16 protein-coding genes are annotated in these 15,623 nt (G+C 55.9%); 10 read left to right on the top strand and 6 right to left on the bottom strand.

Features of this window, described 5'->3' with window-relative positions; all coding sequences use genetic code 11:
- From Q0802_RS24155 to Q0802_RS24145, 3 genes are all read right to left on the bottom strand, one after another.
- The coding region (locus Q0802_RS24155; protein ID WP_298922545.1) for a hypothetical protein at positions 1 to 748 on the bottom strand (748 nt) is incomplete at its 3' end.
- A gap of 263 nt (positions 749 to 1,011) precedes the next feature.
- Complete coding sequence (locus Q0802_RS24150) at positions 1,012 to 2,814, bottom strand: patatin-like phospholipase family protein (protein WP_298922544.1); 1,803 nt, start codon at positions 2,812 to 2,814, stop codon at positions 1,012 to 1,014.
- A 155-nt stretch (positions 2,815 to 2,969) separates the two neighbouring features.
- Complete coding sequence (locus Q0802_RS24145; protein ID WP_298922543.1) at positions 2,970 to 4,538, bottom strand: alpha/beta hydrolase; 1,569 nt, start codon at positions 4,536 to 4,538, stop codon at positions 2,970 to 2,972.
- A 685-nt stretch (positions 4,539 to 5,223) separates the two neighbouring features.
- Between Q0802_RS24145 and Q0802_RS24140 the strand changes: the two genes are divergently transcribed.
- The 10 genes from Q0802_RS24140 to Q0802_RS24095 all read left to right on the top strand — a co-directional run bounded on the left by Q0802_RS24140 (position 5,224) and on the right by Q0802_RS24095 (position 13,703).
- Positions 5,224 to 6,420: a winged helix-turn-helix domain-containing protein gene (locus tag Q0802_RS24140; protein WP_298922542.1), complete on the top strand. Its 1,197-nt coding sequence runs from the start codon at positions 5,224 to 5,226 to the stop codon at positions 6,418 to 6,420.
- 113 nt (positions 6,421 to 6,533) lie between these two features.
- Complete coding sequence (locus Q0802_RS24135) at positions 6,534 to 7,190, top strand: peroxiredoxin (protein ID WP_219505777.1); 657 nt, start codon at positions 6,534 to 6,536, stop codon at positions 7,188 to 7,190.
- A gap of 17 nt (positions 7,191 to 7,207) precedes the next feature.
- Positions 7,208 to 8,110, top strand: coding sequence for a sulfurtransferase (locus Q0802_RS24130; protein WP_298922541.1), 903 nt, complete (start codon positions 7,208 to 7,210; stop codon positions 8,108 to 8,110).
- A 196-nt stretch (positions 8,111 to 8,306) separates the two neighbouring features.
- Positions 8,307 to 9,131 carry a methyltransferase domain-containing protein gene (locus Q0802_RS24125; protein ID WP_298922540.1) on the top strand — a complete coding sequence of 275 codons (825 nt, stop codon included), beginning with the start codon at positions 8,307 to 8,309 and terminating at the stop codon, positions 9,129 to 9,131.
- 179 nt (positions 9,132 to 9,310) lie between these two features.
- Complete coding sequence (locus Q0802_RS24785) at positions 9,311 to 9,724, top strand: alpha/beta fold hydrolase (RefSeq protein ID WP_366523354.1); 414 nt, start codon at positions 9,311 to 9,313, stop codon at positions 9,722 to 9,724.
- A gap of 5 nt (positions 9,725 to 9,729) precedes the next feature.
- Positions 9,730 to 10,053: a hypothetical protein gene (locus tag Q0802_RS24115; protein WP_219505782.1), complete on the top strand. Its 324-nt coding sequence runs from the start codon at positions 9,730 to 9,732 to the stop codon at positions 10,051 to 10,053.
- Between the two features lie 635 nt (positions 10,054 to 10,688).
- Positions 10,689 to 11,321: a tyrosine-type recombinase/integrase gene (locus Q0802_RS24110; RefSeq protein ID WP_093037018.1), complete on the top strand. Its 633-nt coding sequence runs from the start codon at positions 10,689 to 10,691 to the stop codon at positions 11,319 to 11,321.
- A 301-nt stretch (positions 11,322 to 11,622) separates the two neighbouring features.
- Positions 11,623 to 12,321 (top strand): phosphatidylserine decarboxylase, encoded by a 699-nt coding sequence (locus tag Q0802_RS24105; protein WP_219505786.1) that lies wholly within the window; start codon positions 11,623 to 11,625, stop codon positions 12,319 to 12,321.
- The gene (gene pssA / locus Q0802_RS24100; protein WP_298922535.1) at positions 12,314 to 13,078 is read left to right on the top strand and encodes a CDP-diacylglycerol--serine O-phosphatidyltransferase; all 765 of its coding nucleotides are present in this window, start codon (positions 12,314 to 12,316) and stop codon (positions 13,076 to 13,078) included. The genes Q0802_RS24105 and pssA overlap by 8 nt, the downstream gene beginning before the upstream one ends.
- A 1-nt stretch (position 13,079) precedes the next feature.
- The gene (locus Q0802_RS24095) at positions 13,080 to 13,703 is read left to right on the top strand and encodes a class I SAM-dependent methyltransferase (RefSeq protein WP_219505790.1); all 624 of its coding nucleotides are present in this window, start codon (positions 13,080 to 13,082) and stop codon (positions 13,701 to 13,703) included.
- A gap of 576 nt (positions 13,704 to 14,279) precedes the next feature.
- Here Q0802_RS24095 and Q0802_RS24090 read toward each other — a convergent pair.
- The 3 genes from Q0802_RS24090 to Q0802_RS24080 form a co-directional block, all read right to left on the bottom strand.
- Positions 14,280 to 14,636: an SPW repeat protein gene (locus Q0802_RS24090; RefSeq protein WP_298922532.1), complete on the bottom strand. Its 357-nt coding sequence runs from the start codon at positions 14,634 to 14,636 to the stop codon at positions 14,280 to 14,282.
- A 23-nt stretch (positions 14,637 to 14,659) separates the two neighbouring features.
- Positions 14,660 to 14,878 (bottom strand): hypothetical protein, encoded by a 219-nt coding sequence (locus Q0802_RS24085; RefSeq protein WP_298922530.1) that lies wholly within the window; start codon positions 14,876 to 14,878, stop codon positions 14,660 to 14,662.
- A gap of 141 nt (positions 14,879 to 15,019) precedes the next feature.
- Positions 15,020 to 15,208: a hypothetical protein gene (locus tag Q0802_RS24080; RefSeq protein ID WP_263845038.1), complete on the bottom strand. Its 189-nt coding sequence runs from the start codon at positions 15,206 to 15,208 to the stop codon at positions 15,020 to 15,022.
- Positions 15,209 to 15,623: the final 415 nt, after the last annotated feature.

Below are 15,623 nucleotides of genomic sequence, written 5' to 3'. Positions count from 1 at the left end.
CTTGTGTCGTTTGATTCCCATCTTTGATCCTCCGTTTCCTAACTATAGGGCCGGACCACTTCAGCGGGGGAGGATCAATCGAGATCGCAAGGCCAAACACTAGCATCCCGCCACCGAACAGGCGCACCAAATAGGAATGGACATAGACTTTCCTATAGAAGCTGGTGCACTTGTAGTCCCAAAAATATACCCCAATAATGACCACGACACCGCCGTGCACCAGAAACAGCCACCGCGCAGCATCAGCCTCAAGTGGGACGACCACAAGGTTCAATGCCAGCAATCCGACCCCGATCAGCAACACCCCATTAGCCGCTGCAATGCCTGCGAACAAAATCCACGTGAACATGTGAACAAAGAACCCGGCAAATCGGGTGCCAACGTTCGATACATTGTCCATGGCGATATAACCCAACCCCAATATGACCCTTAGAAGATCAAAGGCGGTTAAGAAAAATCCATTTGGTGCCGGTGACTTATCGGCCCAATAAACCTCAGCAAAAACCGCGTCGCGGGTGTCGTCCTGCTCCGGCTCCGGTCGCACACGACGAATATGTATCGGAAACATCGGCGTCTGCCCCCCGTCTCGCGAAAAGGTCCGGTCTGGTAAATCGATCTTGTCCGACTGAATCTTAACCGGCTCTGCGTCCGGCATGGTCGATACCGCTGTGCCGACGATCGCATCCACCGTCTCGCCAGCCTTTTGTTCACCAATTCCATGAACAGTCAAAATCAGATGACGTCCCATAGCCCCCCACAATGTCTTTGTTTAAGTACTTTGAGCATCGACTTCAGAGCGGGGGGGCAAGCCTCATACCTAATTCTCTTGTTGCCCGTTCTTACCGGGACCGTGCGCACAAAAAACTGGGATTTGGATGTCGGTCTGCTGAGATTGTTCATCAAAGCAGCCCCAGCCGTCATTAACGCAGTTGAAATTGGTTCAAACAAGAGGAGTCTCCAATAGTCACAAAAGCAAAGTCTATTTATCAAATTACTATGATGCCTCGGCAGCTACGCGATTGGCTGGCCGACCGCTCCTTGGGGCCGTGTCATTTCTGGAGTGGCAGTCAAGCTTAGCTTCGCATCGGTGTGAGGAAGTTTGCCTTCCGACAGCCGTCTGACTTCCTCTGTTGCTCCTAGTGCTGCCAGTTGTTCTACAAAGGGCACCAGCGCATTGTCACGCCACTCGTCAGACTGCTCAAATGCATCAGAAGCATGAGTTTGAAGAAGCTCCAAATACGTTTGAGCCAGCGCCTCATCACTACTGGGCGGGTGTTCAGTGATAACCTTTGCGGCACCAGCAAGGTTGCTACCGAGTATTGGCAAAATTGAGAGGGCGCGCCTGTAGCGGTTCTCATCGAAGTCAAACTTAGAAACGATCTTTTCTCCCGCCAGCTTGCCGTAGCTTTGCAGTATTCTGATTTCCTCCTCAGACATATCAAGGTTTAACCCACCTTGTGACTTGTCCAATAGGATTTCAGCAACCCGCTCTCTGAACCCTGTCAAGTTGCTCTGCAAATTGTCCTGCCAGTCTTTCGCGCTGTAAAACATCGCTCCCAGGAAACCGAGTATTCCGCTAATCCTGTATGCTGGATATTCCAAGACGTCTTGAACTTTGTCGGAGAACCGCACCCGGCTTTCGATACTACCATTGTCGCGCCCGTGCCGTTCCTCATCATAGGAACCCAATGAAACAGCGAAGGTCGGGCGATCCGGCAACCAGTCATCGAACATATGAACGGGCAGATTGGAAGATATTCCACCGTCCGAGAACAAACACCGAGCCCACTTTTTCGTGGTCTTGTCGACCCGCCAAAGAGGAACGGCTTGGATTAGCCCAGGAAAGCTCATCGACATGCGTGTCGTTAGAATGACAGGAAAATTGTCGTAGTCCGGCAGCGGGTACAGTGTTTCTGACCTACCGTCGATTGTGATCTGTTTCTCTTTGCCCTTCGCAATCTTAATCATCCAACGCACGACGCGGGGCGGTATCACGGCGTTCATCTCATGCTCTCTGAAATAATGATGTTCGGAGAAACTGAACGGAAGTTGGAACGGCCGTCGAGATGAGAGATCTGTTGTAACGGCTGACAGCTTGATGTCGTGAGACCTAAGATCTTTTGCGGTCAACGGCTTTTCAGGTGCCATACCATCAGGCCAATTCCCTGCAATTTCATCGACGCGATCAGCAAGCCAATCAATTATGGCTGCCTTGGGCTGATCTCCTTGAGTTGTGCCAGGGAGGACGCCAAAGTCATGCGCTTGAAGCTCCTTCTGGATATTTCGCAGTGTCTTGTAGAGCACTTGGATCGCGTAGAGACCTACACCACCAACCAGTCCAGCGCCTGCAAGTCCGCCTCCACCAAGAGCGAAAGAGGCAAGAATACCTCCGCCCGCAACTGCGCCTCCGTTGCGACGCGCAGCTGGCTTTGCATCTTGTCTGTATGGCTTCAGGAGTCGATAATACTTCCAGAGATTTTTGGCACGCTCTAAAAAGCTATCTCCAAGACCGTCACGCTCAAGGTAGTCAACTCCGATTTGATAAAGTGGGGCAAGAGCTTCAGAGGGCTGCAACATTGCTCTCATATCGCTCGCAAGTTGCGCGTCGATCACTTTGAACTTTTCGTAGCCCGCAAAGTTTTTGTCGGTTTGTCGACGGTATTCGGCTGCTGCTGCGAGCGCTGCCGCCATGGAGCCTGCCGATGTTCCTCCGATCGAGCGCAACCGATAGTGTTCACCAATCTTCGATATAGCTTGCGGGTAAGCAAGGCCGGATGTCACCCCACCTTTGAGAACTAAATCGCACTCTTTCATAAATTCCACCTCATCAAATACCTTGGCACCATCTCACAACGGCATCCGTCTGAATGAGGTTATTTTAGCCCAGACCTTACTAGAAGTTTTCACCCAAATGGGTGACGTGATCCTAATTGGTGTTTTGTGTCTGGGCAGTAGTGCTCATAGTCTGGTCAGTTATGCGCATCAATCACAGCCCATCTTGCTATCTGCTCCCATACCTCTGCAGGATGGGAGACAAAACAGAACTGTCCGCCACCATCGATAACGGCCAGATGATCTCCACGTGTGCTGTCCAATAAGACTTCAATCGCCGCCAGTGGGTTAGCTCGGTCCGCGGCACCGTGTATTGCCAACAGGGGTAGTTTAGCCGTTTCAAACAACTTTCCGAATAACTCTTTGTAAAAAGTATAAAAATCGTCTGCCACACCAACATAAGACGATTGGAAACTAACCTGCAACGCCGGATAGGCAGGCTGCCCGGAGCCCTGGCCTTCAAGAGCAGCTACATCCGATGGACTTTCGCGAAACAGTCTCTGCAATGCGCGCCTCATCGATTTTGGGGTCGCATAGCGTCGACGGAATTCCTTTGCCAACAAACGAAAAATCTCTGGTGAAGTGGCTAGCTTGGCAAAACTACCGAAAAAGCGCCTCTGCAGTGAGTCTCGCTCAAGGGCTTCACTCCGAACGGGAAACGAAAGAAGTGCGATTGATGAGACTGATTTTGGGTAAAGCTCTGCGTATCTCAATGCAACAGTCCCTGCGAAACCATGCCCAAGAATAGGACCAGATCGATATTTAGAGAGCTTTTTGTAACTGGCAATATCACCGCAAAACTGGTCAATACCTTCTTTTTCAAAGAGCACAACAGCACTTTCAAGGTAGCCAGGTCGCACCGGCATTATGAGCCTTATATCAAGCTTATCTAGTTCTGAGATTGCGCTCGTCAGAAGCGGAGCAAAGGTCATGCTATGAAATAAGATGATAGGTTTGCCATCACTAGGACCACATTCAATGACGCGTAAAAATCGATCATCTTCAAGCCTATGAAGTTTGAAGTGTGTCCCAGCCGGGCAGTAGTCGGCTACGAAATCTTCTGTGATTTGATCCCGGTCGCCCTCGCTGCCGCTCAAGTTCAACAGGTGTACAAGCTGTCCCATGGTTGTACGGATTAGATCGTTTTGACCGTTGCAAGCCAATTTGAGACAAGTGGCTTTGAGTTGGCTGCGTTTTGTTTCAACGGATACCGCGTCATCATAGGCAGCGCTACGCAGGCTCTTTCCGACAATCAACTGGGCTGTGATACGCTTTTCGGCAATGGTAAGGCCAGCATCATGATTGAAATACTCAAGACTGTCTGCAACAAGATTGAAGGAAACGAGCAACGCTCTTGCGTGTGTTTCCGATGGCCTTGAATATGGTAGCAGCCAAATGAAACTCTCCTGCGACCCAAAAGAAACCACGTCCCCTGGCTTAGCCGCAGTCGCTAGCAAGACTTCCTGCATAAGTTCTATTTCTTTGTCCTGCGAGAACTCCGAGATAAGCGTGTCAGTGCGGTCATTGATGTCGCTGATGCCGGCACGCAAGAAGGTACCATCCTTATCGAGGTCCAGCCACTTAAGTGGATCTGAGAAAATAGAAGAGTTCCTGCTATAGTTCTTGAAGAATGAAGCCTGAGCACTCTCTGCTTCGTCGCCATCAAGTATCGCAAAAACCTTTGTAACATCGTTCGGCTTTATCATTCCCGAACCCTACGCAATCAGATCCCAGCTAATCAATGGCCATGCGCTTTCTGTGAGCACTTCGCGAGTTCCTCAATCCGCATATCCTCGATCATTCGTAAGCGTTGCATCTGACCCTTCCCAGCAGATCTTCCAGATTCAGCTATAGAAGGCTACAGTGGCGCTGCGCGCCACCGGGAAAGCCAAAATATAGCATTTCCGGCCCACTGCTGCCATTGGCCAACTATTCAAGATGCTGCGATCGCAGTCCGCATAGCCGCCATTCGCTGCACCTGCGCGATTTTAAACCTGTCTGAGGTCTCAAGAGCGTGACAAAACCGACCTAGGATTCTCGACCTTCGCTGGCGCAGCATCGCTTTGCAAATACGGAGGGCTTCTCGCTGCGTTGCAGCCCATGTCGCGGAAACGGTCATTGCTGGCTGGTTTAGAAAGGCTGGCACAAACCACGCTTTCGTTGATGTCAAAACTGCTGGTTTCGAATTCAATCCTCTGCTCCGACCAGCTTCGATAATGTAAACTTTGAAGCTGTATAGGCAGTACCGAGAGCGTTGGGGTGCCTCGAGCTGCTGCGTCACACCGATATCATGCCCTCACAACTGTGTGTATTTGACCGCAACGGCCTATTCATATGATATTCGATCGGCATAGGACTGTTGCACAAATTCTTGGGCACAGGTGGTGTGGTATGGTTTTGGTATTGGACGGATGGCGGATTGACGTGCCTTCGCGGCGAGCAGAGCGCGGCACCCGGAGTGTGGTTCTCTCGCCCCGGGCCATCAGGCTGGTGCAGGTTTTCGCCGAAGCGCCGGGCGAGACCTTCAGCCGTGACACACTTCTGGACCGGGTCTGGCTTGACGTCACGGTCAGTGATGAAAGCCTCTCGCAGGTGGTTTCGGAGCTGCGACGCAAGCTGGACAACAGGCAGTTGATCGCAACGATTCCGCGGGGCGGCTACCGGATGGCCGCGCCGCTGCTGCGCGAGGCCGGAGCGTCCGGCACGACTAAACGCGCCGAAGGATCAGTTCCATCAATTGAAGCATATGCGCTCTGTCTGGAGGCGCGAAGCTGTCTTGGGCGCGCCTATGAGGGCGCGTTGCGGGATTTCACCGCCCTAGCCTCACAGGCTGTGGCGCTCGCGCCGGACGATGGCGAAACCCGGGCGCTTTACGCTATGGCGCTGCTCAAGCGTCACGTCTACTGGTCCGAGGGGGCCGGTCTGATCGACAGTGCCTTGATCGAGGCGGAGGCGGCGATCCGGCGCGCGCCTGACCATGCTGAAGGCTATTTGGCGACCGGTGCGGCGCAGATCGCAGTGGGGCGGAAGGCCGCCGGACAGCGCGAGATCGCCAAGGCATTATCGCTGGCGCGGGGCGACGCACAGTTGCATTTGGAAGCGGCGATCCACGTCATGGCCGCAGGCAACCATCGCAGTGCCGCAGCTTTGGCGATGCGGGCCGCTGATCTCGACCCCGCCGGCTTCACCGGCGATCTTCTGGCCGCACGCTATCTGGAGCGTCAGGACCCCGCTCGCGCCCGCATCCATGCAGAGCGGGCGCTGCGCAAGATCCGCGCAGAGCTGGAGATCGACCCTACGGCCCTGCGCGCCCTCTACGGTCTCGGCCCGCTGCTGGCCCAGCTTGGCGACGCGCAGGGCGCTGGCGCCTTGCTGGACAGCCTGCCGCATCATAACAGCCCGCTGGAGTATTACCGCGCCCTCGGCTTTGCGCGGCTCGGCGATGTCTCTTCGGCGCTGGAGCGGATCGACTTTCTGCTGTCGCGCGGCTGGCGCGGCTTTTTCAGCATCGACGCCGACGAAGGCTTCCGCCCGGTCCGGCAGAGCGCGCGCTTCCGGCGCCTGCAGCGCGAACTGATGTCCGCCTGAACGGTTTCAGAACTTTTTCACAAGACATTCAGGATCGCCCGCATGGCGCTGCGTAAATCTTTCCTATGCCGGGGTTCCCGGCACGTACGGAAACTTTAACGATAGGATTTGACATGCCATTGGCGATCAACAGCACCGCGCCCAATTTCACCGCGCACACCACAGAAGGCATGATCTGGTTTCACAATTGGATCGGCGATGCCTGGTGCGTTCTCTTTTCTCATCCAAAGGATTTTACCCCCGTCTGCACGACCGAAGCAGGCGTCATGGCCCGCATGAAGCCCGAGTTCGAACGCCGCGGTGTCAAGATCATCGGGCTGTCGCTCGACAAGGTCGAAGACCACAGCCGCTGGTCCGATGACATCCGAACGGCCACGGGACATGCGCCCAATTACCCACTGATCGGTGATGTCGATCTGAAGGTGGCAAAGCTTTATGACATGCTGCCCGCGGAGGCAGACGAAACGGTGGCGCGCACCGCGATGGACAACGCGACCGCGCGCACGCTTTTTGTGATCGGGCCGGATAAGCAGATCAAGCTGACGCTGTCCTATCCGATGACGACGGGGCGTGATTTCAACGAGATCCTGCGCGCCATTGACAGCCTGCAGCTGACCGCCCGTCAGCAACTGGCGACACCAGCCAACTGGCAGCAGGGCGACAAGGTGGCGATCGCCTCGTCGGTCTCCGACACCGAGGCGCGCGCCCGCTTTCCGGGCGGCTGGGAGGCCCCGGTCCCCTATCTGCGGCTCGTCGAGATGCCAGCGTGAACGAAAGGATTGATCAGATGACCACCACTCTCTCACGCCGTTCCATCCTGATGCTCGCGCTGGGTGTCTCGGCGACCTGCATTCCCAGTGTCAGCCTTGCCCTGGCGGACGGATACCCGAATCCGCGATTCCTGAAAGAACCACAAAGCTTGCTGTCGGACATGACGATGAAGGCTATGGGGGCGGTTGTGTACGGCAGCACCTTGATCGACCTGCGTCCCAAGAAAGATTTCGACGCCGGACATATCCCAGGTGCGCGGCATCTGCCTGCCGACGCTGTCGCCGCCGAATTCGGTGCGGTGGCGGGTGCCTTGCGGCCGGTGCCGAAGATCGAGGCGATGCTAGGCGCGCTCGGCATCGCCCAGGACCAGCGTATCATTTTCTACGACGACCGGGGCGGGTTCCATGCCGCGCGGATGTTCTGGTTGCTGGAGTATTTCGGCCACCGCGAGGTCTCGGTTCTGAACGGCGGATGGACAGGTTGGCTGAACGCAGGAGGTACTGTCACGCGCGATCAGGGCGGGGGCAAACCGGCTCGCTTCGAGGTCACGCTCACGCCCCGCCGCCACGCCACCGCGCAGGATGTGCTCGCCCACAAGGATCAGCCCGGCGCGGTTCTGATCGACGTGCGTCCGCCCAGGCTCTTCGCCGAAGGACACATTCCCTGGGCGATCAATGTGCCATGGTCGCAGAACCTCGACGAGGATGGCCGCTTTCTAACAGCAGATGCGTTGGCTGCGCATTTCGAAGGGTATGGCATTACCCAGAACAGTGACGTCATCATGCATTGCCAGAACGGGCTTGCCTCGTCGCACAGCTATCTCGCGTTGCGCTTGCTCGATGTACCGCGTCTGCGCGTCTATCACCGCTCCTGGGCGGAATGGGGATCGGCAGGCGATCTACCAGTGACAACGGGCTGAAGCAGAAACACAGCTGCGCGGGCGGGGGATTGCAGCCCTGTGCGCGCGATCGCCGCGCCTCGCATCGGCATCTGCGACCGGTCGTTGGCGGATTGGGGTTCGACGGACGATCACCCTGTGGCGACCGGTTCGGAAGGCTGACACTTAATGCCCCGCCTGATACCGGCGGGGCCTCCATCCCACAAGGATCTTCTTCATGACACTACTCGGCAATCCCAGGCGTTCAAGGGTCGCCGCAACCTACGAGTCCGCCGCCGACCACTTCGACCTGGCCCCGCTCAGTTTCTGGGACCGACACGGGCGCCGGGCCGTTCACCATGCTAGTTTGCGACCGGGCGAGAGCGTTCTAGATGTCGGCTGCGGGACCGGCGCATCGGCTCTGCCCGCTGCCTCGACCGTTGGTCCGACCGGCTCGGTGATCGGGATCGACATTGCGGAGGCAATGCTCACGCGCGCCCGCATGAAAGCTAAAGCTCAAAGGTTGTCGAACATTCGCTTCGAGCGGATGGACATGACTTCGCTGAGATTCCCGTCAGAGACCTTTGACGCTGTCATCTCGGTCTTCTCGGTCTTTTTCGTCGAGGACGTTCAGGCGCAAATCGCGGAGCTCTGGCGCGTCCTGCAGCCCGGCGGCCGACTGGTCATGACATTCTGGGGCAAGGACGCTTTCCAGCCTGGCGCCGCGATCTTTACGGAGGAACTCGGCACTCTGCGTCCGGACATCCCCGAGCCACTGCGCGCCTGGGAACGCCTCACGAGCAGGAACGCGATCGAAGATCTGATCGCTTCCGCCACAAATGTCTCGCCGGAAGTTCACCCTGCACCCGACCGACAGCCTCTTGCGACACCTCGGGACTGGTGGACCATCGCGATGGGATCCGGTTATCGCTGGGAGATCGACCAACTGACGTCGGACGAACGCCAGCGCTTGGAACAGCGCTGCTCAGCCAGGATCCGGGCCGAAGTTATCAAGGCGATCTCGGTGCCCGCGTTCCATGCCGTCGCCGGGAAACCGATCTGACGCAGCGCGTTGCGCCTTAGGCGCGAAGACACCAGAACACCCGGCGATCACGGAAAGGCATTTGAGATGAATGAATTGACGCAAACAGCGCGCACATGCGCGCTTCAAACGAGGCCAAGAGGCTCTCGCCGGTCGTGGCGCTGCATTGCTCTGGCGCGGACGGATTGCAATGATCCAGCCTGGGCTCGGTTTTCAAGGGCAAGGTCACCCTAATCGCGCCCGACTTTCTGGGAACGAGAATCCGTGGGCATGTCGACGCATCGAAAGCCTTTCGCCTCAAGCACGAAGCCGCGCATGTCATCGAGCTGATCGAAGAAGTCGCCGAACCGGGTCATGTCGTCGGACATTCCTATGGCGGCGCGGTCGCGCTGCATGTCGCCTGTGCGGTTCCGCAACTCGTGCAGTCGCTTTGCCTATACGAGCCGACACTTTTCAGCCACCTGTCGGCAGGAACGGCAGCAGACAGGACGCTCCATGCGGAAATTGTCAGGCTGGCTGCTTCCCTCCAAGCCAGTATCGAAGAAGATTTCGCGCGTTCAGCGCCGAAGTCTTCTCGGATTTCTGGGGCGGATACGGCGCCTGGCTTGCCCTAAGCCGAATGCGTCAGGATGCCCTGATCGACTGGATTCCAAAGGTCATCAAGGATTTCGAGGCGCTGCTGCACGAAGATAACGTGGGCCGCATCGCGACCATCTATCAGCCGATCACGGTTCTGGTCGGCGCGCAGACCCATCCGCACACGATGGCTATTGCGGACTGCCTTGAAAGGCTCAACCCGCGCGTGGTGCGCCGAGTCGTGGCAGGCGCCGGTCACTTGGGCCCTTTCACGATGCGCGACCGCGTCAATTCCGAAATCCTGGATCATGTGTTTGCTGTCGAAACCGAACACTGGGTAGAGAACGCCCAGGCCGCTCGATGTTAGACAAGCCTGTCTGCTCAGGCGATCATCGGGGCAATCTCGACTTCTAGCAGAGTCGTGCCTCGCCAGGTATCGCATAATGATTTCGCGCAAGCAGGCCTCTTCATGGGCCGACCGCGAAGACTGCCGGCCGCAATGCGGATTTGCGGGGTTGGTGCGCATGGGCACTGCCCCGTAAACCGCCAGGCTGGCGAGAGAGGTCTCAGAACTTGTTGATCGAGTTTCCGCCGTCAGCGATGAGCGCCGCTCTTGTCACGAAGGAAGACGCATCGGACACGAGGAAGAGCGCCGCCATCTGTCATAAAATCCCTGACGACGGACACTGAAGGTCCGAGCGTTTGTTGACTTCCTCACAGAACGGCTGGAAGCTCACTAGAAAGACAGCTCACAAGATGAAGCTCTGCTTTGTCCACGTTGTGTTGATAATGGCTTCAGAATTGCTGCATGCTGCCTAGATGGCCGCGTTCCCCTCTGCGATGCAGCAGGCTGTCGTGCTGCGTGGGCTCGCAGCGGAATTTGGGCACTTCCGCATTCAGGCTTATTCCGGACCTCAGATGCAGCGCGGCATCCTGTGATATGCTTCCCCGTCAACGTCGGGTTGTCGTTGTGGGAGGGCATGGCGGATCGGAGGATCAGTCATGGAAACACCAAACTTGCCTGCTATTCGCGCACTTCGTCCTGCTTGGAACAAGGGCCGCATCGTTGGCCAAAAGCGACCCCTAAAACCGAAGCATGTCTGGGCGATCCGAGTTAGACTTGAATTGGCAGAAAACCATCGCGACCTCGCTTTGTTCAACATGGCGATCGACAGCAAACTGCGCGGCTGTGACCTGGTGAAGATGAAAGTCGTCGATGTAATGGCATCGGGTCAGATCAAGGAGCGCGCCTCTGTCCTGCAAAGTAAAACACAGAAACCCGTGCGATTTGAGATATCCGAAGGCACACGCGCTTCAGTCGAGAAGTGGATGGAAGACGAGCTCATGGTCGGCTCGGAATATCTATGGCCCGGCCGCTTTCATGAGCGCCTACATATCTCGACACGCCAGTATGCGCGGATCGTCCGCGATTGGGTCACATCAATCGGTCTAGAGGCGAGCGCATATGGCACGCATTCGATGAGGCGAACAAAGGTGACCCAGATCTACAAGAAGACAGGCAACCTCAGAGCTGTTCAACTCCTCCTCGGCCACACCAAGATGGACAGCACGGTTCGATACCTTGGTGTGGAACTTGAGGATGCCTTGGCCATTGCCGAAGCTATTGAAATCTAGACTGAAGGGCCGTTCGTGAGGACGGCCCTTTGCGGTCACTCAACCATAGGTCCCAATGCTGATGTGCGACCCGTCATACCTGCCGTTCGCTGCGGCCGCAAAATCGGAAGTAGGACGAACTCACAATTCGCGAGACATTGCCGACCTTGCCTGAACTGGTTCCAATGACAACTATCCCACCGATCGTGAGCGTAGAGGAGAACTCGTCCTGCGCTTGTCCGGAACGGCTATTGAAATGCGCTTGCACTCGACCTTGAGCGCCCTATGACAGTTGTTTGAGTGATCGCCGGGGGAAGTTGCTATGAACATGTTTGGAACATTCATCAAACCAATGCACCCCGAAGGCACCAAGTTCGTCGCGATTTTTGCCACTGTCACGCTTGGCCTGTTCCTACTTTCACCCATTTTGGGATGGATGGGTGTGGGCCTGACGATCTGGTGTTACTATTTCTTTCGCGATCCGAAACGTGTGAGTCCAACCAGGCCCGGGCTCATCGTTAGCCCCGCGGATGGTGTCGTATCGTTGATCGAGCCAGCGGTTCCGCCGTCCGAACTGGGTATGGCAGATGCGCCCCTGACTCGTGTCAGCGTGTTCATGAATGTGTTCAATTGCCATGTGAACCGTAGCCCGATCGCAGGTGAGATCACTTCGGTGGCTTATCGTCCGGGCAAGTTCTTTAATGCCTCTCTGGACAAGGCCAGCGCTGACAATGAGCGCAACAGCCTGTGTCTGCGCTTGCCAGACGGGCGGGAGATGGCCGTTGTGCAAATTGCGGGCCTGGTTGCGCGACGGATCGTCTGTTTTGTGAAGGCCGGCGCACAGATGCAAACCGGTGAACGGTTCGGCCTGATCCGGTTCGGCTCACGTCTTGATGTGTATCTGCCCCGCGATGTTGAGCCGCTGGTCAGCATCGGTCAGACGATGGTGGCGGGCGAAACCGTACTTGCCGCTCTGACCGACAATGATCCCGTTTGGGGGCCTGAGACAACGAATGGCTGATAAGTCCGACAAGTCGATTACTGATTTCGCTGTGATCCAGCTGATCCCAAACATGCTGACCATTGCGGCGATCTGCGCGGGGTTGTCCGCAATCCGGTTCGGCGTCCAGGGCAATTATGTATTGGCGGTTCAACTGATAGTGGCCGCATGCGTTCTTGATGGTCTGGACGGGAGGATTGCGCGGTTGCTGAACAGCGACAGCAAAATGGGTGCGGAACTGGATTCATTGGCGGATTTCGTCAATTTCGGCATTGCACCGGCCTTGGTCATCTATTTCTGGGCCTTGCAGGACATGCGCAGTGCTGCATGGATATCAGTCCTGATCTACGCAATTTGCTGCGTACTGCGGTTGGCGCGTTTCAACGTCGGAAGCAAGGCTGAATGCCATGATGAACAAGCCGCATCCGATGAGTGCTTTGTCGGTGTCCCGTCACCTGCGGGAGCATTGCTGGTACTGTTGCCAATGTCCGCATCATTTGCCTTTGCCAAAGCACCGCTCTTACCGGATGTGCTGATCTGCGTTCACATGGTTGCCGTAGGCTTGGCAATGATCAGCCGTATCCCGACATGGTCGTTCAAAAGCGTCAGGATATCGCGTGGGAACGTAAAGTTCTTTTTGCTTGGGTTCGCGTTTGTCGGGGCGGCTATGATGACTTTTGCCTGGGTCACACTTTTGGCAATCTGTTTTGGATACATTGGAATGGTTATCTGGCGTCTCGTCGCGGAGACGCCCGCCATGTTCAAAAAGGAGAAGTAGAATGGAAATCGAAGCCGTTCAGACCTCTTATGCCCGCTGGGCTCCGATTTATGACAAGACCTTTGGGGCAGTGACCAATTTCGGCAGGCGCCGGGCCGTCGAATATATGAATGGTTTGGAAGGCACCGTGCTTGAGGTTGGCGTTGGAACTGGACTTTCTCTGCAACATTACAAATCTGACCTACAGGTCACGGGGATTGATTTCAGCACAGACATGCTGGCAAAGGCGAAACACAAAGTAGAGCACCTGAATCTGAAACAGGTGGTCGCGTTGCGCCAGATGGATGCCCGGACGCTGGGTTTCCCCGACTGCAGCTTTGACACGATCGCCGCGATGCATGTGCTTTCCGTTGTGCCCGAGCCAGAGAAGGTGATGGCAGAGATCGCAAGAGTGTTGAAACCTGGTGGGCGGGTGGTGATCACGAACCACTTTGTACGCAAGAAAGGGTTGTTGGCTTTCCTCGAACGTCTTTCGGCACCCTTCGCGAATATCATCGGCTGGCACTCAGATTTCGAACTGGAGACGGTATTGCAAGAACCGTCCCTAGAGGTCGAAGAGCAAAGGTCTCTCCCACCGCTTGGCATGATGACATTTCTGGTTCTACGAAAAGCGGGAACGCCCTGAATACACCTGAGTAGATCCAGATAAGCTCACAGCGGCTGCCATTACATTCTTAGACCTGCCGTGAGATGCAGCAAAGTCGGCTCCCAACGCTTCACTTAATTTGATGCGCCTCGCAGCATCCGTGCCTCTACGCTCAAATTGCGGACCTCGGATGCTGCGCAGCAACTGGGATCGCGGGCCGAGCAAAACCCGGGTTCCCGGCCCGTTCCTGCCGTTCACCCGTCACCCAAGATGCTGCGGTGGCAGCCCGCTTTCCGGCCGTTCGCTGCACAGGCAAAACTGTTGGACCGGCCAACTCACCAAGTGCGGACAAAGGGTGAGTTCGCTGCGTTTGCGCAAAAGGCTGCTTCCTTGCGCTTTGCAGACCTTCACCTTGGATTGCACACGAGGCGCACACAACCAGCGATTAATACACTGATTCAAAAGGACAGTCGGGTCGATCCTCCATAAGTCGCGAAGCGTTCGACTCGCGGTCAATGGCCAATAGCCATCTCCGGAAGAGATGCAGGGTGAGTAGAATTGGCAAGGACAACGATTGGAAGTGTGGGGCGTTTGCCGCCCCACACAGTGTCTTCACTATGCGTGGTGTTTCGGCATTTCTTGAAACACCACATAAAGGCCCGCCAGAACCAAAGCCGTTCCGACGACGCCGGCATTCCAGGCGGTCACAGGTTCGGTGAATCCGAACAGCCAAGGCGCCGCTACCAAAATCAAACCGTAGGAAACTCCCAGATAGGTCTGGACCAGGTAGTGTTTGTTGTGGCCGTAACCCGCTACGGTCAAAGCCAAAAGCCCCGAGAGAATGAGCAGTCCTGCATCGCCAACGAGGGCATTGCTAAGAGCCGATTGGCCGCCGAGAAGCATGAATGGCGACAACATCAGCCAGAGCCCCGAGGCGGTGAAGGTCCATCTGAAAGCTTCACGATTCTGCATAGCGCGCACTCCAATCTTTGGTTTCAGGCATCGGTTTCAGGATCCGCGAGATTGCCAAGCTCGACGGCGATAGCCATTTCCTCGTCGTCGACGAGTCCATCACCATTTGTGTCGATCTCGCCGAACATTTCCTCGGTGAGTTCAGGATATGAAACCTGAAGCTCAGCGAAGGACGCCATGCCGTCGCCGTCAGTATCAATTTCGGCAGACATTGCATTGGCGGAGAATGCGACGGATGTCATGAGGACAGCTACGAGACTTACATTTTTCACGTTTTTTCCAATCAAGGTAGGGCAATCCATCATGGATTGCGGTTCAGGTCCCGCCGCATTACATTCTGCATTTGCGCAAGCTGGCCCGCTTTTTCACGCGGCCGTTATTTTTTACGCAAGGGCTTTCCTAGCAGCGTCGAGTTCGTATTTCGTCTTTATGTCGTCATTCGCTTTGTGCGCGGCCTCAGCAGCGTTGTAATGTCTCCAGGCCTGCGTTCTTTTTTCCCCGAAGGGTGCGCCTCCACAGCTGGCTTTGACGGACTTCATCTTTTCCGAGATGGTATTGGTGTTGAGTTTCATTGTGGTGTCCTTTCCTAGGCACTTCGAGAAACAGCGGCGCGCGAAAGAAGAATTTCATTTTAGGGAACTCACACTTGCGCGCCGCTCTAAAACTCGAAAACACACTTCCTGCTGAATTTTCAGCGGGCATTCTCTAGCTAACTTACATTTCAGCTTTCAACGCTTACACAGATCAGCTTGGAGCTATTTGATGTTGGAAAGCGGAGCCTTCAGACATGGTCTACTCAGGGTGCAGAGCGACTGGAAAAAGTCGGGGCGTTGGTGCGAGCCGTTTTCAGAAATATGCTGCTCGCGGCTCATAAAGAGTGGTTCCAATGCCGCAAGCAAAAGTTCGCTTCTACATCATGCCTTCCATACCCTCCATGTCGGGTATGCCGTGGCGGTTCGGCCTGGCGGGTTTGTCCGCCACCATCGC

This window comes from uncultured Roseobacter sp. (genome assembly GCF_947495275.1).
Lineage (GTDB): Bacteria > Pseudomonadota > Alphaproteobacteria > Rhodobacterales > Rhodobacteraceae > Roseobacter.
Note: the sequence above shows the minus strand (reverse complement) of the source record. Positions and strands in the feature narration are given on the sequence as shown.

Excerpts from the sequence above, each read along its gene's own strand:
- pssA (WP_298922535.1), top strand. The coding sequence starts at position 12,314 with ATGGCTGATAAGTCCGACAAGTCGATTACTGATTTCGCTGTGATCCAG.
- Q0802_RS24105 (WP_219505786.1), top strand. The coding sequence starts at position 11,623 with ATGAACATGTTTGGAACATTCATCAAACCAATGCACCCCGAAGGCACC.
- Q0802_RS24080 (WP_263845038.1), bottom strand. The coding sequence starts at position 15,208 with ATGAAACTCAACACCAATACCATCTCGGAAAAGATGAAGTCCGTCAAA.
- Q0802_RS24140 (WP_298922542.1), top strand. The coding sequence starts at position 5,224 with ATGGTTTTGGTATTGGACGGATGGCGGATTGACGTGCCTTCGCGGCGA.
- Q0802_RS24130 (WP_298922541.1), top strand. The coding sequence starts at position 7,208 with ATGACCACCACTCTCTCACGCCGTTCCATCCTGATGCTCGCGCTGGGT.
- Q0802_RS24125 (WP_298922540.1), top strand. The coding sequence starts at position 8,307 with ATGACACTACTCGGCAATCCCAGGCGTTCAAGGGTCGCCGCAACCTAC.
- Q0802_RS24085 (WP_298922530.1), bottom strand. The coding sequence starts at position 14,878 with ATGACATCCGTCGCATTCTCCGCCAATGCAATGTCTGCCGAAATTGAT.
- Q0802_RS24115 (WP_219505782.1), top strand. The coding sequence starts at position 9,730 with ATGCGTCAGGATGCCCTGATCGACTGGATTCCAAAGGTCATCAAGGAT.
- Q0802_RS24095 (WP_219505790.1), top strand. The coding sequence starts at position 13,080 with ATGGAAATCGAAGCCGTTCAGACCTCTTATGCCCGCTGGGCTCCGATT.
- Q0802_RS24150 (WP_298922544.1), bottom strand. The coding sequence starts at position 2,814 with ATGAAAGAGTGCGATTTAGTTCTCAAAGGTGGGGTGACATCCGGCCTT.
- Q0802_RS24145 (WP_298922543.1), bottom strand. The coding sequence starts at position 4,538 with ATGATAAAGCCGAACGATGTTACAAAGGTTTTTGCGATACTTGATGGC.
- Q0802_RS24090 (WP_298922532.1), bottom strand. The coding sequence starts at position 14,636 with ATGCAGAATCGTGAAGCTTTCAGATGGACCTTCACCGCCTCGGGGCTC.
- Q0802_RS24110 (WP_093037018.1), top strand. The coding sequence starts at position 10,689 with ATGGAAACACCAAACTTGCCTGCTATTCGCGCACTTCGTCCTGCTTGG.
- Q0802_RS24135 (WP_219505777.1), top strand. The coding sequence starts at position 6,534 with ATGCCATTGGCGATCAACAGCACCGCGCCCAATTTCACCGCGCACACC.